This is a genomic window from Microbacterium sp. EB106-03-03-XG65 (genome assembly GCF_058791955.1).
The window spans coordinates 2,004,554-2,028,323 of sequence record NZ_JBYTEB010000001.1 but is presented as its reverse complement, the minus strand read 5'-3'; the positions used below and the strand labels follow the sequence as shown (position 1 = coordinate 2,028,323).

Sequence of the window (23,770 nt, the reverse complement as noted above, 5' to 3'; positions counted from 1 at the left end):
TCGTATCGAAGCGCTGCGATTACTCGGCGGCGGCCTCTTCAGCAGGTGCTGCGTCCGCTGCGGGAGCGTCGTCGAGCACGGGCTCGAGCGACAGCTTGCCGCGGTCGTCGATCTTCGTGATCTTCACGAGGATCTTCTGACCGACCGACAGGACGTCGTCGACGTTCTCGACGCGCTTGCCACCGGCGAGCTTGCGCACCTCGGTGACGTGCAGCAGGCCGTCCTTGCCCGGAAGAAGCGAGACGAACGCACCGAACGTCGCGATCTTCACGACGGTTCCGAGGAACTGCTCGCCCACCTCCGGGTTGGTCGGGTTGGCGATCGCGTTGACCTGGGCGCGGGCGGCCTCGGCCGAGGGGCCGTCGGTCGCGCCGATGTAGACGGTGCCGTCCTCCTCGATGGAGATCTGCGCGCCGGTCTCATCCTGGATCGCGTTGATCGTCTTGCCCTTCGGGCCGATCAGCTCACCGATCTTGTCGACCGGGATCTGCACGCTGATGACGCGGGGCGCGGTCGGCGCCATCTCGTCAGGAGCATCGATCGCGGCGTTCAGGACGTTGAGGATCGTGAGACGCGCGTCGCGAGCCTGGGTCAGCGCGCCGGCGAGCACCGACGACGGGATGCCGTCGAGCTTCGTGTCGAGCTGGATGGCCGTGACGAACTCGCTCGTACCGGCGACCTTGAAGTCCATGTCGCCCAGTGCGTCCTCGGCACCGAGGATGTCGGTGAGGGCGGCGTAGCGCGTCTCTCCGTCGACCTCATCGGAGACGAGTCCCATCGCGATGCCGGCGACGGCTGCGCGCAGAGGCACACCCGCGTTCAGCAGCGACAGGGTCGACGCGCAGACGGATCCCATCGACGTCGAGCCGTTGGAGCTCAGAGCCTCGGAGACCTGACGGATCGCGTAGGGGAACTCCTCACGACTGGGCAGCACCGGCACGAGTGCGCGCTCGGCGAGGAAGCCGTGCCCGATCTCGCGACGCTTCGGCGAACCGACCCGGCCGGTCTCACCGGTCGAGTAGGGCGGGAAGTTGTAGTGGTGCATGTAGCGCTTGCTCGTCGTGGGCGACAGCGAGTCGATCTGCTGCTCCATCTTGAGCATGTTCAGCGTGGTGATGCCCATGATCTGGGTCTCACCGCGCTGGAAGATCGCCGAGCCGTGGACGCGCGGGATGACCTGCACCTCGGCGTCGAGCGGACGGATGTCGGCCAGGCCGCGACCGTCCATGCGCACGCTCTCGGTGAGGATGCGGCCGCGGACGATCTTCTTCGTGACGGACTTGTACGCCGCGGAGAACTCGAGCGGGGCTCCGGCAGGCAGGTTGCCGGCCTCGACCGCTTCGATGAGCTGCGCCCTGACGCGGTCCTTGACCTCGTCGTCCTTGCTCTGACGCTCCTGCTTGTCGGCGATCTGGTAGACGTTCACCAGGTCGTCGTAGGAGCGCTCGGCCACGAAGTCGTAGACCTCGCTGGAGTACGGCGGGAAGACCGGGTACACACCCGGCTCCTTCGACGCGGTCGCGGCGAGCTCGGCCTGAGCCTTGACGAGCTGAGCGATGAAGGGCTTCGATGCCTCGAGGCCCTGCGCGACGACGGCCTCGTCGGGCTTGGTGGCGCCGGCCTTGATGAGGTTCCAGCTGCCCTCGGTGGCCTCAGCCTCGACCATCATGATCGCGACGTCTTCGGTGCCGTCGGACTTCGTGACGACACGACCGGCGACGATCAGGTCGAACACGGCCTCGCTGACCTGCTCGGCCGTCGGGAACGCGACCCACTGGTCCGCGTGCTCGCCGTGACCGGGGATGAACGCGAGGCGCACACCGGCGACAGGACCCGAGAACGGGAGACCCGAGATCTGCGTCGAGGCCGAAGCCGCGTTGATCGCCAGGGCGTCGTAGAACTCGCCGGGAGCGATCGACAGGACGGTGATGACGATCTGGACCTCGTTGCGCAGGCCGTCGACGAACGACGGACGCAGCGGACGGTCGATCAGACGGCAGACGAGGATCGCCTCGGTCGACGGGCGACCCTCACGACGGAAGAACGAGCCGGGGATCTTGCCCGCTGCGTACGAACGCTCTTCGACGTCCACCGTCAGCGGGAAGAAGTCGAAGCCCTCGCGCGGGTGCTTGCCGGCGCTGGTGGCCGAGAGGAGCATGGTCTCGCCGTCGAGGTACGCGGCGACTGCGCCCTGAGCCTGCTGCGCGAGGCGGCCGGTCTCGAAGCGGATGGTGCGGGTGCCGAAGCGGCCGTTGTCGAGAACGGCCTCGGTGGCGGTGATTTCAGGACCTTCCAAGAGGTCTCTCCTTCTTTGTTTAGACTCGCGAATCCGTGTGACGCGCGAGCGCATTCATGAAGGAGCGGATCCGGCCGGATACGGGCGCGCGGGCATTCCCGCGAATCTCACCTGCGCTGGCCACCAGTAGAAAGCCACCCGACGTCTCGCCGAGGAACCCACCACAGGGGACCAGCTCTCCGCCGATCGCTCCATGAGTCGATATGAAGTTGTGCGGCCGACATACGACGACCTCCTCCAGCCTATCAGCGAGGCGTTGAAAGTCGTCGGTCATGCGCGATCACCCGAATCGGACACTCCCCCGACACTCGCCGTTCATGACCGGGATACCACCGTGCGAGAGGCGTCCGATGGTCTGGGAGCATGTACATGTCAGTGATCGGCTGCGGCTACCTCGGTGCCGTCCACGCGGCCGCCATGGCCTCGATCGGGCACGATGTCGTCGGAATCGACGTCGATGAGGCGAAGGTCGCGATGCTCGCCAGCGGTACAGCACCGTTCTTCGAGCCTCGACTGGAGCAACTCCTGCAGGACGGGCTCGAATCGGGACGCTTGCGCTTCAGCAGCTGCATGTCGGAGGCGGTCGGCGCGGACATCCACTTCCTCGCGGTCGGTACTCCGCAAGTGGCAGGCGGCCACGCCGCGGACCTCCGTTTCGTCGAAGCCGCCGTCTCCTCACTGCTGCCGCACCTGCGCCCGGGCGATGTCGTCGCCGGAAAGTCGACCGTGCCGGTCGGCACCGCGGAACGGCTGACAGACGGTATCGCCGCCACCGGTGCGACTCTGGTGTGGAATCCCGAATTCCTCCGTGAGGGATGGGCAGTGCAGGACACGATCGCGCCGGACCGGATCGTGGTGGGAGTCGCGCACGGAGGCGCCGGCGATCGGGCAGCCGCTCTGCTCCGAGAGGCGTATCGTCCTGCGGTCGATGCAGGGACGCCGTTCCTCGTGACCGACCTCGCCACGGCCGAGCTGGTCAAGAGCGCCGCCAACGCGTTCCTTGCCACGAAGATCTCGTTCATCAACGCGATGGCCGAGATCGCGGAGGCGTCGGGCGCCGACGTCGCCATGCTTGCGGATGCGCTCGGCCATGACACCCGCATCGGCCACCGGTACCTGGGATCAGGCATCGGGTTCGGCGGCGGGTGCCTTCCGAAGGACATCCGCGCCTTCGCGGCACGGGCCGAGGAGCTCGGACGCGGCGAGGCCGTCGGCTTCCTCCGCGAAGTGGACTCCATCAACCTCCGGCGCCGCGACAGGGCGGTGCAACTCGTCGTCGATGCGCTCGGCGGCCTGGTCTTCGGTCGACGGATCGCCGTGCTCGGAGCAGCGTTCAAGCCGTTCAGCGATGACATCAGAGATTCCCCGGCGCTGGATGTGGCCGTACGACTCCGTGGCTTGGGCGCGGATGTGATCGTGACTGATCCTGCGGCGGTCGAGAACGCGCGGGTCGCGCACCCGCAGCTGGGCTACACGACGGTGCGCGATGAAGCTCTGCAGGATGCGGATGCCGTGGTGCTCGTCACAGAGTGGGATCACTACCGACGAGACCTCTCTCCCGAACATGCCGGATCCCTCGTGGCGGGACGCGTGATCGTCGACGGTCGGAATTGCCTGGATGCCGCTGCGTGGCGCGCCGCCGGCTGGAAGTACCACGGCATGGGGCGGCGCTGATCCCGCTCGCCGCTCACGTCGACCGCATGCGACTCAGCTCACGCTGACGTCGCGCGGAGCACTCGATCTCCCGAGATACACGTAGTCGTCGTGCTTCGCGACGCGCCCATCGCCGGCCGCCCGACCGTGCATCCGCCGCCAGACCCAAGGCAGTGCGTGCCGTCGCCACCAGAGTCCAGCTCCGATCGGCTCGTTCTCATGCAGCGCTGCATCGAGCACGCCGAGCGCATCGGCGTGCGGCACGGAGAGCACCTCGCCGACCTGGTAGGCGAGGAACCTGTGTCCACGGCTGCTGAGGTGCACGAGGTCCTCTCCCCAGTTCGGGCGGTCAGGAAGCGCCGTGTACAGGTCGGTGTCGATGAGGATCGCGCCGGTGCGCCCAGCGATGCCGGAAAGGGCCGTGGCGAACGCCGCAAACCTCCTGGTGTAGAGGGACGCGGCCCTGCGGCGGGGCAAGAACGGGGTGACGAGCACCACGTCGGCGCCGGTGTCGCGGAGTCGGATGACCGCTCTCTCGAGATCGACGGCGAGCGCGCGCACGTCCACGGTGGACTTCACGAGGTCGTTGGCCCCGACGAGGATCGACACGAGATCGGGTCGGAGCTCGAGCGCAGTGGACAGCTGAGGGCCGCACACATCGCGCACGCGCTTCGACCGGACGGCCAGGTTCGCGTAATGAAGTCCGCCCCGCGCCGCCAGCAGCAGTGCGAGGCGGTCCGCCCATCCGCGCAGCGCACCGTCCGGGCCGGGATCGCACAATCCCTCGGTGAGCGAGTCGCCGAGCGCGACGTAGCGGCGCCAGGTGCGCGCCTCCACCCGGGCACCGGGTTCCGGGCGGGTCAGGCGGCGAGCGCGAAGCCCCGCGTCCACGCGCCGGAGATCTCGTGCTTCTTCGAAATGTCCGAGCAGCTGGTCGCAGACGTTCGTCCAACTCCGCCCCTGCACCGCCGCGCGTCCCGCCGCGCCGAAAGCCCGCCGCTTGCGCTCGTCCCCGACGAGGTCGGTCACCCGCATACGGAGGTCGTCGGCGTCACCCGGGCGATACAGCCATCCGTCGATCCCCATGCGCACGAGCCCCAGGGGACCTCCGTGACCGGTGGCGACGACGGGTACCCCGCTGGCGTGTGCCTCTTGCAGCGTCTGCCCGAAGGTCTCGCTCTCTCCCGGGTGCACGAATACGTCGAAGGATGCCATCGCCGCCGCCAGTTCGTGCCCCTCGAGGTGCCCGAGAAAGCGGGCACGGGGCATCAGGAGCTCGAGTCGTGGCCTGCTCGGCCCGTCGCCCACGATCACGACGCGCGTGCCGGGGATGGCGTGAAGGACCGCCAGATCCTCGACCTGCTTCTCCGGTGCGAGTCGACCCACGTAGCCGATGACGACCTCGTCACCCCACTCTGCGCGCAGAGTCGGGCTGCGCCGCTCGGGCTGGAAGCGCTCGGCGTCGACGCCTCTCCCCCATCGGCGGATGCGATCCACCCCGAGCGCCGCGAGCTGCTGTGCGGAGTCTCCCGACGGCGCGAGCGTCATGGTCGCCCGCCGATGGAGGCGCGCGATATGAGCTTCGGCGATCCCCGTCGCCACGGGCATGCGATACCTCTGCGTGTATGCCGCGACGTCGGTCTGGTAGGCCGCGACGGCGGCCACCCCGAGGTGCTCGGCGGCGAGCGCGCCTCGCCAGCCGAGGGCGAAGGGTGAGGCGAGGTGCACGACGTCCGGCCGGAAACGCCGCAGCGATGCCGCCACCTGGTGCGCGGACGAGGTCCCCACGCGCACGCTGCGATATCCCGGAAGCGCGAGGCTGGGTGCGGGTTCGACGGGGGCTCCGTGGAGCTCCGCAGGCATCCCGACGGCATCCGGCGCGATCACGTGCGCCTCGTGGCCTGTGCGTTCGAGGTGTCGGAGGATCTGCAGCACGGATCCGGTGACACCGTTCATGTGCGGAAGGAAGGACTCTGTCACGATCGCGACTCTCACGTCCTCAGGATGCATCCCTCCGATGCCGTCCGACGCGCGAACCCGGTCGGAGCACCAGAAGTTCACCCGATGCTGGGCGGCTCTTCACCGGCTATCCCGACGTCGGTTCCCGTTCACCTCGGGCGAGCACGGTTGGGGTGTGCTCAACGAACTGCTCACCGGCCCGTGGGCCCTGGCGGTCATGGCCCTGATGGTGTTCGGCGACTCGCTCTTCGTGGTCGTGCCGGGCGAGATCGCCGTGACCGCGCTCGGCGCCTTCGCGTCCGCGACGGGTGATCCTCCCCTGTGGGTCGTGATCGTATGCGCCGGTGCCGCCGCCCTCGCCGGAGACGTCACCTGCTTTCTCGTGGGTCGCCGAGTGGGCGTCGAGCGGTGGCGATGGATGCGCACGCCACGGGTGCGCCGAGCATTCGCCTGGGCACGAGTGCAACTGGAAGGGGGGACGGCGACCGTGCTGTTCACCGCGCGCTTCGTCCCCTTCGCCCGACTGGCGATCAACCTGGTAGCGGGGGCGTCCCGCATCAGCCCGCTACGGTACGTTCCTGTCGTGGCCCTCGCTGCATTCGGGTGGTCGGCGTACCAGGCCTCGGTGGGTGCCCTCGTCGCCGTCCTGCTGCCGGGCGGCCCCCTCGTCGCCGTCGTGGTGTCGGTTCTCGTCGCCCTCGGGCTCGGCGCCGCGATCGATTTCGTGTCGCGACGGGCGCGGGACTGATCCTCCCACCGTGGGATCCGTGCCCTAGGCTGGCGAGCATGAGCACCGAAGAAGGCGCCTCCTCCAGCGAGGAGATGAAGCGCAAGTTCAAGGAAGCGCTCGAGAAGAAGAACGCGCACCACCGGCAGGGCGAGGCCCACCTCGATGGCGATTCCGCCGTCCACGGCGCGCCCGCCCCGCAGACGCGGCGCGAGTTCCGACGCAAGAGCGGTTGACCGCACGGATGCGGGAGTCGACCACGGTCGACTCCCGCATCCTTCTTCTCGGCCCGCCGGTCAGTTGCGCGCCGCACGAGCGCGCGCCCGCTCCTCTTTCGCCGCCATCTCATCGAGGGCTGATTCCTTCAGCCCCTGAATGTCGACGGCTTCGCTCTCGTTCGCCATGCCGTGGTCGTCCACGCCGTCGAGCGAGGACTCCTCGAACGGCAGCGAGCCGCTCAGCACCTGCCGCACGCGCTCGCGGTCGATCTGGTGCGTCCAGGTGCCGATGAGCAGCGTCGCCACCGCGTTTCCGGTGAAGTTCGTCAGGGCCCGACCCTCCGACATGAATCGGTCGATGCCCACGATCACGCCGACCCCGTCGACCAGGTCCGGACGGTACGCCTGCAGGCCGCCCGCGAGCGTGGCGAGTCCGGCGCCGGTGACACCGGCTGCCCCCTTGCTCGCGATGATCATGAACACCAGCAAGCCGATCTGCTCGCCGATCGTCATCGGCTGCCCCATGCCGGTCGCGATGAAGAGCGAGGCCATCGTGAGGTAGATCGCAGTGCCGTCGAGGTTGAACGAGTACCCGGTGGGGACAGTGATCCCGACGACGGGCTTCGAGACGCCGATGTGCTCCATCTTGGCGATGAGGCGCGGAAGAGCCGACTCCGAGGACGAGGTGCCGACGATCAGCAGGTACTCGCGGGCGAGGTACTTCACGAGGCTGAAGATGTTCACCCGGGTCACCGCGAACAGCAGGGTCCCCAGCACCACGACGATGAAGAGGAAGCAGGTGATGTAGAACGCGATCATCAGCACGCCGAGACTCCAGATGGCGGCGATGCCCGTCTTCCCGACGACCGCCGCGATCGCACCGAAGGCGCCGAGAGGGGCCAACCACAGGATCATCCCGAGGATGCGGAACACCAGCTTCTGGAGGTTCTTGACCGCATCCATGATCGGGGCCCCCTTCTCTCCGAGCCCCTGGAGCGCGAAGCCGACGAGCAGGGCGATGAAGAGCACCTGGAGCACGCTCTCGCCGGTGAAGGCGGAGAAGAACGTCGTGGGGATGATGCCGAGGATGAACTCCGTGGTGGTCTTCGCCTCGGTCTCGGTCGCGTCGTAGGTGGAGTTCGCCATATCGAGGCCCGCACCCGGGTGGATGATGTTGCCGACCACCAGGCCGATCGCCAGCGCGAACGTCGACATGACCATGAAGTAGAGCAGCGCGAGTCCGCCGATCTTGCCGACGGTCGCGGCCTTGGCGATCGAGCCGACACCCACCACGATCGTGCAGAAGATGATCGGCGCGATCATCATCTTGATGAGCGAGACGAAGCCCTTGCCGATCGGCTCGAGGCTCTGCCCGACCTCGGGCCAGATGAGGCCGACCGCGGCTCCGAGCACCACGGCGATGATCACGGAGACGTAGAGCCACGTATGCCTGTCCCACGCGTGCTTGCCGCGCCGCCAATGGAAACCGGGAAGCGAGAAACCTGTCGTGATGGCCATGTTTTCCTCCTTGATCATGAACGTCTTCGTCGCATGCCCTCGGGCGTCCTCGCCTTCGGTAAGCTCACCGTCGCGGACTTCACCCGGCAGCGCCATTTGTGGTCGTATTGGTCACCACCGATATGTCGGCCTCCGCGATCACCGCCGATCGGAAGGATGCGATGAGACCCGCCCGCAGCATCGCCTCACGGGTGTTCGCCGTGCTTCTGGTCGCGGCGATCGCCGTCGGCGGCCTGGTGGCCGTCTTCCTGGTCATCGATGCACAGCGCACCACGCATGCAGAGGCCGAGCGCGTCACGGCGGCAGCGGCCGTGACACTCGCCGCGTCACCGCTGGTGACCGAGTCGCTGGAGTCCGGCGACCTCGACGCGGCCACTCGGAATCTCGAGCCCTACGCACTCGACGTCATCGTCGGCGCCGATCTCGACTTCGTGACGATCATGACGCCGGATGGCACCCGGGTGACCCACCCCGACCTGCAGCAGATCGGCGAGAGATACCTCGGCACGATCCCCGACACGCCCCGGACCTTCACGGAGGTCTTCACCGGCACTCTCGGCCCCTCGGTGCGCACGATCGTTCCTGTGCTCGCATCCGACGGCGACCCGGTCGGCTGGGTCTCGGCCGGGGTGACGACCGAGACCATCTCCGAGACCCTGATCCGTCGCCTCCCCCTGTCACTCGGCATCACCGTCGGCCTCGTCGCTCTCGGCGCGCTCGGCGCCTGGGCCGCCCGCCGGTTCACGCGGCGCATCGCGGGCGATCTCCCGCCGGGGCAGGTGCGCGATGCCGTCTCGTCGTACGAATCACTGCGGACCCTGGGCGATGCCCTACGGGCGCAGACGCACGAGCACGGCAACCGCATGCACACCGCGGTCGCTCTGCTCGAGCTGGGACGCGCCGACGAGGCGATCGGGATACTGACCGAGACGTCACGGCAGAGTCAATCGCTCGTCGATCAGGTCACTGCGCGACAGGCCGGTGACCCCACGGTGGGCGCGCTTCTGCTCGGCAAAGCCTCGCAGGCCAGGGAGCGTGGGATCGATTGGCGGTTGCAGATCGATCCCGATACTCCCCGATCGCCGCTCTCACCCGTCGACAGTGTGGCCGTTCTCGGCAATCTGATCGACAACGCCATGGATGCCGCATCCGCAGGAGCCGAACGATGGGTTCAGGTGATGCTCGCGCCGTCGATCGACGGCGGCATCGTGCTCGCCGTCGCGGACAGCGGGCCGGGGATCGCCCCCGAACTGAGGGCGAGGATCTTCATGCATGGGTTCTCGACGAAACCGGGAGGCTCCCAGGGGCGTGGGGTCGGACTCGCACTCGTGCGATCCGTCGTTCTCGGGGCCGGCGGGACCGTGGACGTCGAGAGCGACCCGACGACATTCCGAGTCGTTCTGCCCCCGACGCGAAAGAGGCGCGCACCGTGATCCGCACACTGATCGTCGACGACGACGCTCTGACGCTGGAGCTCCACCGCTCGTACCTCGAGAGGATCGACGGCTTCATCGTGGCCGGCGAAAGCACCCGAGCGCGTGCCGCGGTGAGCGCCGTGCTCGAGCAACCGCGTGAACAACCCTTCGATCTCATCCTTCTCGACATCACGATGCCTGACGGCTCGGGCATCGACGTGCTCCGTGCGCTCCGTGCCCGTGCGGCGTCGGTCGATGTGATCGCGATCACCGGCGTCCGGGACGCGGAGACCGTGCGGCAGATGGTCGCCCTCGGCGTGTATCAGTATCTCGTCAAGCCGTTCTCCTTCGCGGTGTTCGACGAACGTCTCACGGCCTACCGAGCGCACCGCGAGAAGGCGCGATCCACGGACGGTGAGGCGACCCAGGCGGAGATCGACGCACTGCTCGGTCGCACGACCCGAGCGATACCGCTCCCGAAGGGGCTCTCCGAATCGACGCTGCAGAAGGTCACCACCGAGCTCCGCACGGCCGGCGCTCTCTCCGCGAGTGAAGCAGCTCAGCGACTCGGGATGTCGAGGGTGTCCCTACGCCGCTATCTCGAGCATCTCGCTGCATCGGGAATCGTCCTCCGCAGCGCCCGCTATGGCGCTCGCGGACGTCCCGAGACGGAGTACGAGTGGAATCGGCGCTCCGACGGGTCCGACTGAGCTCCGGATCGTCGGCGGCCGCTCTCCGCGCTCCTCGTCGCAGCCCGCCGTCCACGCCGTCAGCGCGGGAGGCGTCCCTCGTGCAGCACGGCTCCAGGGTCGGCGATCGCGCGAGCGCGACGGAGGCGGGCGACCGACGCCGCCTCGGAGCAGCGCTCCAGGGTCTGCCCCGGGCCCAGGAAGGTGGGGATCGTCTGCGGCGCCGTCGCCCGCGCGAGCACCTCACTGAACCCCGCGATGCTGACGTCCCCCGGCTCGCTCGGTGCTCCCGGGAAGACCGGCACCAGAGCGTGCATCAGCCACTCGACTCCCTGAAGCGTCGCGAACCCCGCGCGTCTCGGATTCTCCAGCGCTCCGCCGAGCATCCGGATGTCGATGCCCATGATCGGCCACTGGTCCGGTTGCTCGCGGAAGCGCATCAACTCATCGATCGTCTCGTCGTCGAGCGAGGAGAGCGCGGCCGACACACCCCGTCCGGGGGCCGGATCGGTGGGTTCCCCGCTCGACGCGGCGACGGTGCGCGGCGACGTGGCCCCGGAGACCTCGCGGCGCACCGCACCGGCTCTCCTGACTCCGTCGAGCAGATCATCGGACGGGCCGTTCGTCGACAGCGCCTGCACGGTGAGGAAGCTGCGACCGCGGATCTCCTCCGGCAGCTGCGGGACATCGGGCATCCGCATCGAGTTCACGAACACGTTGAGTGCGGAGGGCGCGTCGACGGCGAGGTCGCGGACAGCCCGCATCACCGCGCCCGCGTCGGCGGCGTCGAAGGTGAACTCGGCTCCCCACACGGCGGGTGCGGGCACCAGGTCGATCTCGAGCGCGGTGACGATGCCCACGACCCCGCCCGCGCCCCGCAGCGCCCACATGACCTCCGGATCGGTGTCGTCATCGACGCGATCATGCACGCCGTCGCTGCGCAGCATCCACACCGCGCGCAGATTGTCGGACCCCAGCCCGGCTGTGCGGCTGAACCACGAGTGGCCGCCGCCGAGGGTGAAGCCCGCGACGCTGACGACCGGGCTCGTTCCCGCCGGGGCGACCCAGCCCGTTCCCTCGAGCGCCTCGACCACGGCTCCCCAGCGGACACCGCTGCCGACTCGCACGGTTCCGGCTTCGAGGTCGACCTCGAGTTCGTCGAATGCCGCCATCCGCAGGATCACGGCACCGGAGAGGTCGCCGGATGCGCCGTGTCCGGAGGGTTGCACCGCGATCGTGACGCCCGCATCACGCGCTGCGCCGAGGAGGATGCGCAGATCGTCGACATCGACCGGGACGGCGACCCCGACCGGATGCTGTTCGATCGCGAGATTCCATGGTCGGCGAGCAGCCTCGAACGACTCGTCGCCCGGAAGGAGGAGGGATCCGCGCAGCGCTCGTCGCGCAGCATCCAGCACAGACAGATGGGCCATGCCGTCACCGTACGATGCCCCAGGGACATTGTCGATGGCGTCATGGCCCATCGTGAGGCCCGCGAGCCGGGCCGCCGGTCTACTCTCCGGCGAGACCGCCGAGCATGTGGCCGAACGAGCGGCCCTCCCCGAGATACGTGGCGGGGTCGTACGGGTCGTCGATCGCAGCCACCTCACGCTTGGCGATCGCTTCGGCCAGCTCGCGCGCACCCTTCTCGACGCGCTTGGCGAGTGGTGCGACGTCGTCGCCGGATCCACCCCAGTCGCTCGACGCGGCGAACACGCCCGTCGAGACGGCGTCGGCGTGCAGGTAGGCGAAGAGCGGACGAATCGCGTAGTCGATCGCGAGCGAGTGACGAGCAGTGCCGGCGTTCGCTCCGATCAGCACCGGCTTGCCCGTGAGCGCGTCCGGGTCGAGCACGTCGATGAACGACTTGAAGAGCCCGTTGTAGCTCGTCGAGAAGATCGGCGTGACGGCGATGAGAGCGTCGGCCGAGACCACGGTGTTGATCGCGGTCTCGAGTGCGGGCGGCGCGAATCCGGTGAGCAGATTGTTCGTGATGTCGTGGGCGTAGTCGCGCAGCTCGATCACGTCGACGCTCGCCTCGATGTCGTGGCCCGCGAGGGCCTTCACGGTCTCCGCTGCGAGGCGATCCGCCAGCATGCGCGTGGACGACGGGTTCGAGAGCCCGGCGGACACGACGGCGATTCGACGAGTGGTCATCTCAGGCCCCCTTCCGGCTGAGTCCGAACGCTGCTCCCGCGGGGGCGGGAGAGTCCTGGTAGGGCGAGTCACCCGTCAGATTGTCACCGCGGTTCGCACCCGGACGAGCCTGGCGCGTGGGGCCGTCACCGAACTCGGCCTTCACCCGGGCACCGTGCGTCGGAGCATCCGGCACCGAGGCCGGGCGATCCTTCGCCATCTCCTTGCGCAGCACCGGCACGACCTCGGCACCGAGGATGTCGAGCTGCTCGAGCACGGTCTTGAGCGGAAGTCCGGCGTGATCGATCAGGAACAGCTGACGCTGGTAGTCGCCGTAGTGCTCGCGCATCGCGGCATAGCGGTCGATGACCTGCTGAGGCGAACCCACGGTCAGCGGGGTCATCTCGGTGAAGTCCTCCATGCTCGGCCCGTGACCGTACACCGGGGCGTTGTCGAAGTACGGACGGAACTGGTTGACCGCATCCTGCGACTTCGCAGCCATGAACACCTGGCCGCCGAGTCCGACGATCGCCTGCTCGGGCGTGCCGTGTCCGTAGTGCGCGTAGCGCTGGCGGTACAGCTCGATCAGACGCTGGTAGTGCTCCTTGGGCCAGAAGATGTTGTTCGCGAAGAAGCCGTCACCGTAATAGGCGGCCTGCTCGGCGATCTCCGGGGTGCGGATCGATCCGTGCCACACGAACGGAGCGACGCCGTCGAGGGGGCGCGGCGTCGAGGTGAAGCCCTGCAGCGGGGTGCGGAACTTGCCTTCCCAGTTCACGACGTCCTCACGCCACAGCTTGTGCAGCAGGGCGTAGTTCTCGATCGCGAGCGGGAGCCCCTGCCTGATGTCCTGCCCGAACCAGGGATAGACCGGGCCCGTGTTGCCGCGGCCGAGCATGAGGTCCATGCGTCCGTCCGAGACGTGCTGCAGCATCGCGTACTCCTCGGCGATGCGTACGGGGTCGTTGGTCGTGATCAGGGTGGTCGACGTCGAGACGATCAGACGCTCGGTCTGAGCCGCGAGCGCGGCGAGGAACGTCGTGGGGCTCGAGGACCAGAAGGGAGGGTTGTGGTGCTCGCCGATCGCGAAGACGTCGAGGCCGACCTCCTCGCTGTGCTTGGCGATCGCGAGGGTCGCCTTGATCCGCTCCTGCTCACTCGGCGTCTCGCCGGTGGTCGGGTCGCGGGTGATGTCGCTGACCGACATGATTCCGAACTGCACCGGGACGCCTGCCTGCTCACTCATGATTGCTCCGTCTTCTCCGAATCGGGTGCCCTGCATCCGGTTCTATTCATTTGAATGTATCTGAGTCAACGCGATGCGAGCAACATTATTCCCCGAGTAGCCTCAGAGGATGAACAGTGCCGGAGCCGACACGACGAACCCCGCCACCGGATCCGTCCAGAAGCCCCGCACGCGCGTCCCGTTCTGGGACAACGCGCGGTATGCGTGCATCGTGCTCGTCGTGCTCGGTCATGCGATCCAGCGACTCACCTACGACTCCGACATCGCGCTCGCGGCCTATCTCGCCCTGTACGCCTTCCATATGCCGGCGTTCGCGATCATCTCCGGTTACTTCTCGAAGTCCGGATCACCGACACGTGTGCAGATGGCCAGGGTCATCACCGACATCCTGCTGCCGTACGTGATCTTCGAGTTCCTGTGGACCCTCACGAAATGGCTCGTCGAGGGTCAGGCCGACCCGAACTTCACCAAACCGTCCTGGACCCTCTGGTTCCTGTTGGCGCTCGGCATCTTCCGTCTGGTGCTCCCCTACCTCGCACTGCTGCGGTGGCCGCTGCTGTGGACTGTGATCATCTCGATCGGCGTGGGCTACCTGCCCAATGTCGACAGCACCTTCTCGCTCTCTCGCACGCTGGGGCTCCTGCCGTTCTTCGCCCTCGGCTGGTGGCTCCGCGAGCGCGACATCGTCAACCGCCTCCGCCTCCTCGAGATCCGCCCGTGGTGGATCCGCGTCGTGAGCGTCGCACTCCTCGCCGCGGCGGGATTCGCAGCCTGGCGCTGGATCGACGTCTGGGAGAAGATCGACCTGCGCCACTGGCTGTTCTACGAGGACGCGTATGCAGACCTCGGCGGAGAGCAATGGTGGGCCGGAGGCGTCCGTGTGGCGCTCATGTTGCTGGCGGTCATTCTGAGTGCCGCCTTCTTCGCTCTCATCCCTCGCGGAACATACTGGTGGACGAGGTTCGGCCAGTACACGATGTATGTGTTCCTGCTCCACTCGTTCGTGCTCTACCCTTTCCGCGAGACCGGCGTGCTGCGCGACCTCGACCCGACGTGGCTGTGGCTGCCGCTCGTGACCCTGCTGTCGGTGGTGCTGGCTCTGGCGCTCGCCACCAAGCCCGTGCGCTCGCTCTTCCGCCCGCTGGTGGAACCCCGCCCTTCCTGGCTCTTCCGGGACCCCGAGCTCGCTCGACGCGAGGGTCACCGCAGCGACCCGACCGGCTCTCGTCGGCCCCGCCACAACGCAGCGGCTAGCCTGAAGGAGTGACGAGAGCCCAGACGATCCGCGGCCGCCTCGTGGAGCACGCGGGTGCGTCCGGGTTCGGGATTCACGGGCTCCATGTGCTCGCGGGCTCCGACGTCGCAGAGCACCGGTGGACCTCCGACGTCCGCGAGGAGATCCACTCCGTGGCGAAGGGCGTGTGCGTTTTCGCGGCCGGGATCGCCGCCGCGGAGGGACTCGTCTCACTCGATGCGCCGATCGCCGAGTACGCACCGGACCTCACCCTCGGAGACGGCGTCGAGCGCCTCACGCTGCGGCGGTTGCTCACGATGTCGAGCGGCATCGACCTCGCCTGGTCCGAGACCATGATGACCGACTGGCCCGATCTCGCACGCGAGTTCCTGTCGCGCCCGTCGCGCGGCCACGTCTTCCAGTACTCGAACGCCAGCACCTACACCGCGATGGCGATCCTGGCGACGCGAACCGGTGACGTCGTCGAGTACCTGCGCCCCCGACTCCTGAGCCCCCTCGGTCTCGACGACATCGAGTGGGAGCGCTGCCCTCGAGGACGCATCGTCGCCGGAAGCGGCATCTCGCTGCGCACCGAGGAGATGGCACGCCTCGGTCGGCTGATCCGTGATCGTGGCGAATGGCAGGGCCGACGACTCGTGCCGACCGAGGTCATCGACGCGATGCACTCCGGCTGGGTCGTCGCCGGCCAGAACCCCGGCTACGAGCGCTATGCGCTGGCGGGCTGGGACGGCCCCGGCCGGGCGTGGCGTCTGCACGGGGCGTACGGACAGCTCCTGATCTTCAGCGAGGATGCAGTCGTCACGATCACCGCCGACGACCACTTCGGCGCGGATGCATACGCGACCTTCGTCGCGGAGACCCTTCGGTCCTGACCCTGACACGCATCAGGTGAAGAGATCGGCGCCGACGAACGACCCCGGCTTCGAGCCACCGGGGATCGCCCAGATCCCTGACCCGACGTGCGTGACGTACTCGTTCATCCGATCCGTCGACAGGCGACGCTGCAACGAGATGAACTGTGCGGGATCCCTTTGGTACGACAGGAAGAAGAGCCCGGCGTCCAGTCGCCCGAGATCGTTGTTGCCGTTGACGTAGTTGAATCCACGCCGCAGGATCCGGATGCCGTCGTTCTGATCCGGATGAGCAAGACGCACGTGCGCGTTCGGATCGATCGCCGACGTGCCGAAGTCCGGTGCGGTGAACTCGTCGCCGCCGGAGAGCGGGGCGCCCTCCCCCTTGTCGCGCCCGACGATGGCGTTCTGCTCGGAGAGACGTACGCGATCCCAGGTCTCGATCCGCATCGCGATCTTGCGCGCCACGAGATACGAGCCACCGGCCATCCACTCCGGCTCGTCCTCAGGGCCGAGCCAGACGCTCTCATCGAGGGCGGCGGAGTCGTCGGCGAGGATGTTCGCGGTTCCGTCCTTGAAGCCGAAGAGGTTGCGTGGCGTCGCCTGCGTCGAGGTCGTGCGTGACGTCTTGCCGAATCCGAGCTGAGACCAGCGCAGCTTGGCACGGCCGAAGGCGATGCGGCTCAGGTTGCGGATCGCGTGCACGGCGACCTGCGGATCATCCGCGCACGCCTGGATGCACAGATCGCCGTGCGAGGCCTGCGGGTCGAGATCGTCGCCGAGGAAGGAGGGAAGCCTCTCGAGCCGATCTGGACGCAGCGCCGCGATGCCGTATCGGTCTCCCTCGTCGTCCTCGAACAGGGTGGGGCCGAAGCCGAAAGTGATCGTGAGGCCGGCTGCGGTCAGCCCGAGGGCCTCGCCCGTGTCGTCCGGCGGCACCTCCGTGTCGCCGCCGACTGCACCGGTGGCGCTCACCTCGAGCCCCTGCGTCATCCGCGACGCCGCGTAGGTCCAGTCCTGAAGCAGCGAGACCAGGTCCTCACGGCTGGTGCGAGGCATCATGTCGAACGAGGCGAAGTGCAGATGTTCCTGCACGGGAGTCGTGATCCCGGCCTGGTGCGTGCCGAAGAAGTCATACGCATGCTGAGCGTCTGCTGCGGCCCTGTCTCGGCCGAGCGCGACACCCGCCGACAGCCCGGCTCCGACTCCGACCGCGAGGGAGGCGACCCCGCCGCCGAGCGCCAGTCCGAGGAGCCCCCGCCGACTCAGACCCGTGGACGAGGATGCTGCACCTGTCGACTCCGCAGGGGAGTCGGCAGGTGCAGCATCCTTCGAGCTGTCGTTCATGTGCGAGACCGCGTCCGTCGGATCAGTCGAGGACGGTGCCGGTGAGCTGCGAGAGAGGCTCCGCGAGGGCATTGATGAGGTCGGTGAACTCGCGCTTGTCGGCATCCGTGAGCTCGGCGTAGCCCACGAAGCCGTCGGCGAGCGAGCCGTGCGCCGCCAGCGATTCCTCGAGTGCGGAGTAGCCGCCCTCGATCTCGGTCACGAGCGCCGCACCCTCATCGCCCTGCGCCGTGGCGAAGTTCTGCACGAGCGAGAACGCCATCTTCGACCCTTCGACGTTCGCGGCGAAGTCGTAGAGGTCGGTGCCGGACCACCAGTCCTCCTCGCCCGAGATCTTGCCCGTCGCCACCTCGTCGAGCAGGGCGATGGCGCCGTTCGAGATGCCGCCGATCCCCTGGTCGTCCAGCGTCGCGGTGAAGTCGTCCGAGTGCACGTAGTCGTAGAGCTCCTGCACGTCGGCGGTCAGCTGGTCACCGTACTCGACGCGCTCCTCGGTCGTCGACGGCGCCCAGTCCTGCCAGGCGGGCGTCTCGCCGTCGGCGTTGAGGGCATCCTCGGCCGGCACCCAGAGGTCCTTCTCGATGCGGTGGAAGCCCGTCCAGTCGAGGCCCTCCGCCACCGCGTCGACCTCGCGGTAGTCGATGCGGGGGTCGAGCGTACCGAGCGCTTCGGCGACGGGCTCGATGCGCTCGTAGTATGCGCGCGTCTGGGGGAACAGCGCCCGCGCGGCCTCATCATCGCCGGACTCGTAGGCGGCGACGAACTCGTCGACCGACGGAACGAGCTGACCGACCTGGTCCTTCACGAAGGCGGCGTACAGGTCGACGGCCTGCTGCTTCTGGTCCGCATCCTCACCCTCGACGGCGACCCGGTCGCCGGTCACGGTGAACGCCGACTTGCCGACGCCCTCACCGATCATGCCCGGCTTGCACAGCGTGAAGTACTGCCCCGGCTGCGCGACCACGGTGAGGGTCCGCGACGCTGAGGGTGCGATGTTCTCGACCTCACCGACGATGCGGAGGCCGTCTTCGGCGAGCAGATAGAACTCCGAGGTCTGCGCGCTGTCGTTCTTCACGTCGAACGTGAGCGTGCCGCTCTTGGCGGTCGCCGCAGACACGGCGCACTCGGAGTCGGTCGACGAGACGTCGAAGGCTCCGCCCGCAGCGACGTCGCTCTTGGCGACGCAGCCGCTGAGAACGAGGGCGGCCGCGCCTGCTGCGGCGACGGCACCGAGGATTCGGCGAGAGGTGGTCATACTGCTCCTTGCTGGGTGAGAGTGGATGCCGACGCCTCCCGGCCGGGAGACGGCTGCGTGTACGGGGAGGCGGACCGATGCGACCGGAGCCCCCGGATGAAGAAGAGCCCGACGACGACGATGTACGCCGTCCATGCCCCGACCTGGAGCCATGTCATGCGGGGCATGAAGCCGACGGTCGCCTGCAGGACCGTCGCCCAGATGCTGTCCGGCGCGATCACATTCGTGACGTCGAAGGCCCACCCGAAGGGGAAGGCGGCCCAGCCCAGAGCGACGGCCCCGGTTGCTGCGTCGAGCGGCGCCGCTGCGGTGAACGGTCCCGGAAGCGCACCTGCCTCCTGGAGGTCCATGACCGCGTATGCGAGCACCCCTGCCGCCACGATGACGAGGAACCCGCTGGTCCACGTGAAGAAGCGCCGAAGGTCGAGGCGGACTGCTCCACGGGCGAGCAGCCAGCCGATCACCACCGCGGCGAGAAGTCCGAGCACAGCGCCGAGCAGCGCCGACGGCGCATCGCCGAAGGACTGCACCATGGACCACAGCAGGAGGGTCGTCTCGATCCCCTCTCGCGCCACCGAGACGAAACCGATCGCGATCAATGCCCAGATGCCGCCCTGTGTGAGCGCGCGGTCGAGACCGCCCTCGAGGGTCGCCTTCATCGTGCGCCCGGCCTTCTGCATCCAGAAGATCATCCAGGTCACCATGCCCACCGCGAGCAACGACAGCAGCCCGCCGATCAGTTCCTGCGCCTCGAAGGTCAGCGAGTACGCGCCGAAGGTCAGGATCGCGCCGATGCCGAGTGCGAGAGCGACCGCCAGGCCGACCCCGGCCCAGAGCCTGGGCAGCGCGTCACCGCGACCGAGCCTGCGCAGATATGCGACGAGGATGCCGACGACGAGCGCGGCTTCGAGGCCTTCGCGAAGACCGATGAGAAAAGTGGCGAGCACGGAGCGAGAACCCTCTGAGACAAGTGAGGTAAGGCATTCCTTACCGCACCGAGAATAGCACTCGGCCGACCCTTGTCACGGACACCCGCGATCCGCCGGCGACGGTAATCCGACGCAACACTGCGCCGAACTCCCCCAGACCCGATTTACGCTCGGGACATGGCTGATCTCTCGCTCCCCATCCTCGACCTGTCTCAGCTCGACGCCGGCCCCGAAGCCGCCGCACGGTTCCGCGATGATCTGCGCGCTGCGACCCACGACGTCGGATTCTTCTACCTCACCGGCACCGGCATCTCGCCCGAGCTCGAGGCGCGGCTGCACCGAGCGGCGCTCGACTTCTTCGCGCTGCCCGAGGAGGAGAAGCTCGCGATCGAGAACGTGAACAGCCCGCACTTCCGCGGCTACACGAGAATCGGCGGCGAACGGACGCAGGGGAAGGTCGATTGGCGCGAGCAGATCGACATCGGCCCGGAGCGCGAGCCCATCGAGGGCGGTCCCGCCTTCAATCGCCTGGTCGGTCCGAACCTGTGGCCGGCCGCGCAGCCGGAACTCAAGGCGGTCGTCACCGAATGGCACGACACGCTGACGGAGATCGCGCACAAGCTGCTGCGCGCGTGGGCCACGACCCTCGGCGCGGACGAGACGTACTTCGACGAGCCTTTCCGTGACCCTTCGACGTTGATCAAGATCGTGCGGTACCCGGGCACCCATGAGCCGGAACCCCAGCAGGGCGTCGGCGCCCACAAGGATTCCGGCGTGCTCACCCTGCTCTGGGTCGAGCCGGGCAAGGGCGGGCTGCAGGTCGAGCGAGACGGCGAGTGGGTGTCAGCTCCCCCCGTCCCGGGCGCGTTCGTCGTCAACATCGGGGAGCTGCTGGAGTACGCGACCGGCGGCTACCTCAAAGCCACGAACCACCGAGTCATCTCTCCCCGGGCCCCCGAGGAGCGCATCTCGATCCCGTTCTTCTTCAATCCCGCGCTCGACCAGCAGCTGCCGCTCCTCGACCTTCCGGCTGACCTCGCGGCCGAGGCGACAGGCGTCACCGAGGATCCGAGCAACCCCATCCACGCGACGTACGGTGAGAACGCCATGAAGTCGCGTCTGCGTGCACACCCCGACGTCGCGGCCATCCATCACCCCGACCTCGTCGGCGCGAAAGCCTGACTCGAGTCATAACGCGGGGCCCCCTCCGAGCGCGACGATCTCTCGCAGCGCCTGGAGGTGGCCCGCGAACGCCTCTCGACCTGCCGCCGTCGAGTACACCCAGGTCCGCGGACGACTGCCGATGCTCCCCTTGCGCGCCACGACGTAGCCCGCGGCCTGCAGATGCGTGATCGCCTTGCTCAGAGGCGAGTCGCCGCACTGCAGGATCTCCCGGAGAGTCGCGAAGTCCAGGTCGATACCGTCGCCGAGCGACGCCATGAGCGAGAAACGGATCGGAGACGCGAAGTTGTCGTCGAGCCGCGTCCGCGGATGCGGAGTGGTCGGCCTCTCAGCCACGCGGACCATGCCCCCGGACGAATGACACGGCGACGAAGAGCAGGATCATGCCCGCACCGGAGAGAACACCGAGCAGCGAGGGAAGCCCGTCGAGCAGCGAGAGCAGCATCAGGGCGCCCGCCGACACACCGAACACCGCCAGATGCGGCCAGCGCCACGCAGCGCCGACCTGCGGAAGGCCCATGTCGCTCCGCGCTGCGGCGATCCAGGCGACGATCATCAACACGACCAGAAGCAGCAGAGTCGTGCTGAGCGCTCCTTCGGGCGCAGCGGCGAGCATGGTCAGCAGCGCGAGGGCGACCCCCACGAGCACGGTGCCCCATCGGGCACCCTGCGGCAGCGGGGCATTCCGCGCGTGCGTCTGCGTGATGGGCGCCCGGAGGAGCTCGAGCACTCCGTAGCCGCCGAAACCGACCAGCACCAGCGCGGCGGGTGCCACGATGGAGATGGCAGGGAGAGCAGGGTCGAACGCGACGAATCCGAAGCTCACGAGCGCAGCCACCAGAAGAACGCCACCGCCCGCCAGCACCGGCCACCGGGACGATGTCAGTCTCCACTGCACGCCGCTTCGCTGAACCATGCCGCTTGCGAGCTGGCCCCAGATGAGGAGGCTGAAGAGCATGACCTGATAGGTCGCGCTCTCGTCAGCGCGGATCGCCGCCGCCATCGCGACCAGGAACGCAGCGATCGCTACCGCATTGACGATCTGCAGGCGGGCGAGAGCCCGGCGGTCCACTGAACGCTCGCGGCGCACCGTGACCGCATCCGCCTCGTCGAGATAACTCTGTGCGAGAGAGGCGTCAGGGGGCTCGAGTGCCTCATGACCGGGGACCGGCTGTTGTGCGATGGGGCGACCGACGTTGCTTTCCATATGGAAAGCTGATCACTTTCCTTCAGGAAAGTCAACGGACAGCGCCGGGAACATGGCGAAGGCCGCCCCACACCTGGGACGGCCTTCTCAAGAATGTTCTGCGCGATTGTACGCTGGCTCGCTCAGCCTTATCGGCGGAGGCCCAGGCGTGCGATCAGCGAGCGGTAACGCTCGATGTCGACGCTCTGGAGGTAGCCGAGCAGACGACGGCGCTGACCCACGAGCAGGAACAGGCCACGACGCGAGTGGTGGTCGTGCTTGTGCTCCTTCAGGTGCTCAGTGAGGTCCTTGATGCGCTGCGTCAGCATCGCGGCCTGCACCTCGGGGGATCCGGTGTCACCGGGGTGCGTCGCGTACTCTTCGATGATCGCCTTCTTGACGTCTGCTTCCAGTGCCATAGATTCGATCCCCTCTCTGCTTGTTGCGCGGTGCCCGACGCCTGATGCGTGAGCTCTCTTTATCCGCGGCCGATCGAACGGCAACCTGTAGAGTCTACCAGGCATCGCTGCCGCAGAGCGACAGAGGCCACGCCCTCGAGATGACGTCTCGGATACTCTCGAATCATGCATGACGGACATTCGGCGTGAGCACTGCACGCAGCCACCTGATCGATCTCAGCCCCCTCAGAGCCAGCCCGGCGTTCGCCCGGATGTGGATCGGGTCCGTCCTCGCGGGAATCGGCGGCCAGCTGACGATCGTCACGGTGATGCTGCATGTGTTCACACTCACCGGGAGTACCTTCGCGGTCTCGATGATCGCCGTGGCCGGGCTCGTGCCGATGATCCTCGCCGGCCTCTATGGCGGGATGCTCGCCGACGCGTTCGACCGGCGCAGAGTGGCATTGATCGCCGCCACGGTGACCTTCGTCTCCACGGCTCTGCTCGCAGCGCTCACCTGGACCGGCATGGAGACGATCTGGTGGCTCTATATGCTGAGCATCGTCAACTCCGCGGCGAACTCGGTCGGCATGGCCACGCGCACGGCGATCGTGCCCCGACTCATCCCCCGCGACAAGCTCGCAGCTGCGTCAGCCCTCAACGGCGTGGCCTTCGGGCTGACGGTCATGGTCGGGCCCGCCATCGCGGGGATCCTCGTCGCACTCACGGGGTACGGATGGACGTACACCCTCGATGTGATGCTGATGCTCTCGATGTTCCTCGGCCTGTGGAGCCTGCCCGCACTTCGCCCGGAAGGCGAGATCGTAAGGCCCGGCTTCGCATCGCTCGTGGACGGGTGGAGATTCCTGCGGCGAGCGGGCAACATCCGAATGCAGTACCTGGTCGACATCGTCGCGATGACCTTCGGACAGCCGCTCGTCCTGTTCCCGGCTCTCGGCACGGTCCTGCTCGGCGGAGGAGCGGTGACGACCGGCGCACTGACCGCCGCCGTCGCTGCCGGCACGTTCGCTTCGAGCCTGTTCTCCGGACGGGTCGTGCGGTATCGCTGGCACGGACGCGGCATCGAGCGGGCGGTCGAGGCCTATGGCGCGTCCATCCTGCTGTTCGGCGCGGTCATGCTGATCGGCGCCTTCTCCGGCGGGGCGACCGAACGGGTGCCGAACGTCGGGTTGATCGCCGCGGCGTGCGTCGCCCTCGCCCTGTCGGGCGCATCCGACAACGTGAGCTCGATCTACCGGAACACGATGATGCAGGCAGCGGTGCCCGACACCATGCGTGGCCGCCTGCAGGGCGTCTTCGTCATCGTCGTCGCCGGAGGCCCCCGCATCGGCGCACTGTACGCGGGCACTCTCGCGACCCTCACGACGCTGTGGTTCCCGCCGCTGCTCGGCGGGCTGCTCGTGATCGCTCTGGTGGCCCTGCTGGCACGCCGCAGTCCGGGATTCCGGTCGTACGACGCAGAGAACCCCGAGCCCTGAGGACCCGGGGT

21 protein-coding genes are annotated in these 23,770 nt (G+C 67.9%); 9 read left to right on the top strand and 12 right to left on the bottom strand.

Annotation, left to right across the window (positions count from 1 at the left end):
• Positions 1-19 precede the first annotated feature (19 nt).
• Complete coding sequence (locus AC3WS6_RS09475; protein ID WP_492500777.1) at positions 20-2,296, bottom strand: polyribonucleotide nucleotidyltransferase; 2,277 nt, start codon at positions 2,294-2,296, stop codon at positions 20-22.
• Positions 2,297-2,659: 363 nt separating this feature from the next.
• Here AC3WS6_RS09475 and AC3WS6_RS09470 point away from each other — a divergent pair, with 363 nt between their 5' ends.
• Positions 2,660-3,970 carry a UDP-glucose dehydrogenase family protein gene (locus AC3WS6_RS09470; protein ID WP_492500776.1) on the top strand — a complete coding sequence of 437 codons (1,311 nt, stop codon included), beginning with the start codon at positions 2,660-2,662 and terminating at the stop codon, positions 3,968-3,970.
• Between the two features lie 33 nt (positions 3,971-4,003).
• Here AC3WS6_RS09470 and AC3WS6_RS09465 read toward each other — a convergent pair whose 3' ends face one another.
• A complete protein-coding gene (locus tag AC3WS6_RS09465; RefSeq protein WP_492500775.1) occupies positions 4,004-5,929 on the bottom strand; it encodes a GDSL-type esterase/lipase family protein in 1,926 nt (641 codons plus the stop codon).
• 154 nt (positions 5,930-6,083) lie between these two features.
• On the opposite strand from AC3WS6_RS09465, the gene AC3WS6_RS09460 reads away from it, so the two are divergent.
• Together AC3WS6_RS09460 and AC3WS6_RS09455 are read left to right on the top strand one after the other, a co-directional pair.
• Entirely contained in the window at positions 6,084-6,656 is a 573-nt protein-coding gene (locus tag AC3WS6_RS09460; protein WP_492500774.1) for a DedA family protein, read from the top strand.
• A gap of 38 nt (positions 6,657-6,694) precedes the next feature.
• The gene (locus AC3WS6_RS09455) at positions 6,695-6,871 is read left to right on the top strand and encodes a DUF5302 domain-containing protein (RefSeq protein WP_091232420.1); all 177 of its coding nucleotides are present in this window, start codon (positions 6,695-6,697) and stop codon (positions 6,869-6,871) included.
• 60 nt (positions 6,872-6,931) lie between these two features.
• Here AC3WS6_RS09455 and AC3WS6_RS09450 read toward each other — a convergent pair whose 3' ends face one another.
• The gene (locus AC3WS6_RS09450; RefSeq protein ID WP_492500773.1) at positions 6,932-8,371 is read right to left on the bottom strand and encodes a cation:dicarboxylate symporter family transporter; all 1,440 of its coding nucleotides are present in this window, start codon (positions 8,369-8,371) and stop codon (positions 6,932-6,934) included.
• 161 nt (positions 8,372-8,532) lie between these two features.
• On the opposite strand from AC3WS6_RS09450, the gene AC3WS6_RS09445 reads away from it, so the two are divergent.
• Both AC3WS6_RS09445 and AC3WS6_RS09440 read left to right on the top strand, forming a co-directional pair.
• Positions 8,533-9,804 carry an ATP-binding protein gene (locus AC3WS6_RS09445; RefSeq protein WP_492500772.1) on the top strand — a complete coding sequence of 424 codons (1,272 nt, stop codon included), beginning with the start codon at positions 8,533-8,535 and terminating at the stop codon, positions 9,802-9,804.
• Complete coding sequence (locus tag AC3WS6_RS09440) at positions 9,801-10,496, top strand: response regulator (protein ID WP_492500771.1); 696 nt, start codon at positions 9,801-9,803, stop codon at positions 10,494-10,496. The genes AC3WS6_RS09445 and AC3WS6_RS09440 overlap by 4 nt, the downstream gene beginning before the upstream one ends.
• Before the next feature lie 59 nt (positions 10,497-10,555).
• Here AC3WS6_RS09440 and AC3WS6_RS09435 read toward each other — a convergent pair whose 3' ends face one another.
• The 3 genes from AC3WS6_RS09435 to AC3WS6_RS09425 form a co-directional block, all read right to left on the bottom strand.
• Positions 10,556-11,908 (bottom strand): FAD-binding oxidoreductase, encoded by a 1,353-nt coding sequence (locus tag AC3WS6_RS09435; protein WP_492500770.1) that lies wholly within the window; start codon positions 11,906-11,908, stop codon positions 10,556-10,558.
• A 79-nt stretch (positions 11,909-11,987) separates the two neighbouring features.
• Positions 11,988-12,632, bottom strand: a complete 645-nt coding sequence (locus AC3WS6_RS09430; RefSeq protein WP_492500769.1) for an FMN reductase — start codon at positions 12,630-12,632, stop codon at positions 11,988-11,990.
• Position 12,633: 1 nt separating this feature from the next.
• Positions 12,634-13,857: an LLM class flavin-dependent oxidoreductase gene (locus AC3WS6_RS09425; protein WP_492500768.1), complete on the bottom strand. Its 1,224-nt coding sequence runs from the start codon at positions 13,855-13,857 to the stop codon at positions 12,634-12,636.
• Between the two features lie 109 nt (positions 13,858-13,966).
• Between AC3WS6_RS09425 and AC3WS6_RS09420 the strand changes: the two genes are divergently transcribed.
• Positions 13,967-15,124 carry an acyltransferase family protein gene (locus tag AC3WS6_RS09420; protein ID WP_492500767.1) on the top strand — a complete coding sequence of 386 codons (1,158 nt, stop codon included), beginning with the start codon at positions 13,967-13,969 and terminating at the stop codon, positions 15,122-15,124.
• Positions 15,121-15,984, top strand: a complete 864-nt coding sequence (locus tag AC3WS6_RS09415; RefSeq protein ID WP_492500766.1) for a serine hydrolase domain-containing protein — start codon at positions 15,121-15,123, stop codon at positions 15,982-15,984. Before AC3WS6_RS09420 ends, AC3WS6_RS09415 begins: the two co-directional genes overlap by 4 nt.
• 12 nt (positions 15,985-15,996) lie before the next feature.
• Here the strand turns inward: AC3WS6_RS09415 and efeB are convergent, their stop codons facing one another.
• Genes efeB through efeU form a run of 3 tightly spaced genes read right to left on the bottom strand, consistent with a single transcriptional unit; the run spans position 15,997 to position 19,512 of the window.
• Positions 15,997-17,310 carry an iron uptake transporter deferrochelatase/peroxidase subunit gene (efeB, locus tag AC3WS6_RS09410; RefSeq protein WP_492500765.1) on the bottom strand — a complete coding sequence of 438 codons (1,314 nt, stop codon included), beginning with the start codon at positions 17,308-17,310 and terminating at the stop codon, positions 15,997-15,999.
• A 22-nt stretch (positions 17,311-17,332) separates the two neighbouring features.
• Positions 17,333-18,565 carry an iron uptake system protein EfeO gene (gene efeO, locus AC3WS6_RS09405; protein ID WP_492500764.1) on the bottom strand — a complete coding sequence of 411 codons (1,233 nt, stop codon included), beginning with the start codon at positions 18,563-18,565 and terminating at the stop codon, positions 17,333-17,335.
• The gene (gene efeU, locus AC3WS6_RS09400) at positions 18,562-19,512 is read right to left on the bottom strand and encodes an iron uptake transporter permease EfeU (protein WP_492500763.1); all 951 of its coding nucleotides are present in this window, start codon (positions 19,510-19,512) and stop codon (positions 18,562-18,564) included. Before efeU ends, efeO begins: the two co-directional genes overlap by 4 nt.
• A 159-nt stretch (positions 19,513-19,671) precedes the next feature.
• Here efeU and AC3WS6_RS09395 point away from each other — a divergent pair, with 159 nt between their 5' ends.
• Positions 19,672-20,676, top strand: coding sequence for an isopenicillin N synthase family dioxygenase (locus AC3WS6_RS09395; RefSeq protein ID WP_492500762.1), 1,005 nt, complete (start codon positions 19,672-19,674; stop codon positions 20,674-20,676).
• A gap of 6 nt (positions 20,677-20,682) precedes the next feature.
• Here the strand turns inward: AC3WS6_RS09395 and AC3WS6_RS09390 are convergent, their stop codons facing one another.
• The 3 genes from AC3WS6_RS09390 to rpsO all read right to left on the bottom strand — a co-directional run bounded on the left by AC3WS6_RS09390 (position 20,683) and on the right by rpsO (position 22,281).
• Positions 20,683-21,021: a transcriptional regulator gene (locus AC3WS6_RS09390; RefSeq protein WP_492500761.1), complete on the bottom strand. Its 339-nt coding sequence runs from the start codon at positions 21,019-21,021 to the stop codon at positions 20,683-20,685.
• The gene (locus AC3WS6_RS09385; protein ID WP_492500760.1) at positions 21,005-21,883 is read right to left on the bottom strand and encodes a hypothetical protein; all 879 of its coding nucleotides are present in this window, start codon (positions 21,881-21,883) and stop codon (positions 21,005-21,007) included. Before AC3WS6_RS09385 ends, AC3WS6_RS09390 begins: the two co-directional genes overlap by 17 nt.
• A gap of 128 nt (positions 21,884-22,011) precedes the next feature.
• Positions 22,012-22,281: a 30S ribosomal protein S15 gene (gene rpsO, locus AC3WS6_RS09380; protein WP_017203073.1), complete on the bottom strand. Its 270-nt coding sequence runs from the start codon at positions 22,279-22,281 to the stop codon at positions 22,012-22,014.
• Positions 22,282-22,466: 185 nt separating this feature from the next.
• Between rpsO and AC3WS6_RS09375 the strand changes: the two genes are divergently transcribed.
• A complete protein-coding gene (locus AC3WS6_RS09375; RefSeq protein WP_492500759.1) occupies positions 22,467-23,759 on the top strand; it encodes an MFS transporter in 1,293 nt (430 codons plus the stop codon).
• Positions 23,760-23,770: the final 11 nt, after the last annotated feature.

Excerpts from the sequence above, each read along its gene's own strand:
- AC3WS6_RS09470 (WP_492500776.1), top strand. The coding sequence starts at position 2,660 with ATGTACATGTCAGTGATCGGCTGCGGCTACCTCGGTGCCGTCCACGCG.
- AC3WS6_RS09455 (WP_091232420.1), top strand. The coding sequence starts at position 6,695 with ATGAGCACCGAAGAAGGCGCCTCCTCCAGCGAGGAGATGAAGCGCAAG.
- AC3WS6_RS09450 (WP_492500773.1), bottom strand. The coding sequence starts at position 8,371 with ATGGCCATCACGACAGGTTTCTCGCTTCCCGGTTTCCATTGGCGGCGC.
- AC3WS6_RS09445 (WP_492500772.1), top strand. The coding sequence starts at position 8,533 with ATGAGACCCGCCCGCAGCATCGCCTCACGGGTGTTCGCCGTGCTTCTG.
- AC3WS6_RS09435 (WP_492500770.1), bottom strand. The coding sequence starts at position 11,908 with ATGGCCCATCTGTCTGTGCTGGATGCTGCGCGACGAGCGCTGCGCGGA.
- AC3WS6_RS09430 (WP_492500769.1), bottom strand. The coding sequence starts at position 12,632 with ATGACCACTCGTCGAATCGCCGTCGTGTCCGCCGGGCTCTCGAACCCG.
- AC3WS6_RS09425 (WP_492500768.1), bottom strand. The coding sequence starts at position 13,857 with ATGAGTGAGCAGGCAGGCGTCCCGGTGCAGTTCGGAATCATGTCGGTC.
- AC3WS6_RS09420 (WP_492500767.1), top strand. The coding sequence starts at position 13,967 with ATGAACAGTGCCGGAGCCGACACGACGAACCCCGCCACCGGATCCGTC.
- efeB (WP_492500765.1), bottom strand. The coding sequence starts at position 17,310 with ATGAACGACAGCTCGAAGGATGCTGCACCTGCCGACTCCCCTGCGGAG.
- efeO (WP_492500764.1), bottom strand. The coding sequence starts at position 18,565 with ATGACCACCTCTCGCCGAATCCTCGGTGCCGTCGCCGCAGCAGGCGCG.
- AC3WS6_RS09395 (WP_492500762.1), top strand. The coding sequence starts at position 19,672 with ATGGCTGATCTCTCGCTCCCCATCCTCGACCTGTCTCAGCTCGACGCC.
- AC3WS6_RS09390 (WP_492500761.1), bottom strand. The coding sequence starts at position 21,021 with ATGGTCCGCGTGGCTGAGAGGCCGACCACTCCGCATCCGCGGACGCGG.
- AC3WS6_RS09385 (WP_492500760.1), bottom strand. The coding sequence starts at position 21,883 with ATGGAAAGCAACGTCGGTCGCCCCATCGCACAACAGCCGGTCCCCGGT.
- rpsO (WP_017203073.1), bottom strand. The coding sequence starts at position 22,281 with ATGGCACTGGAAGCAGACGTCAAGAAGGCGATCATCGAAGAGTACGCG.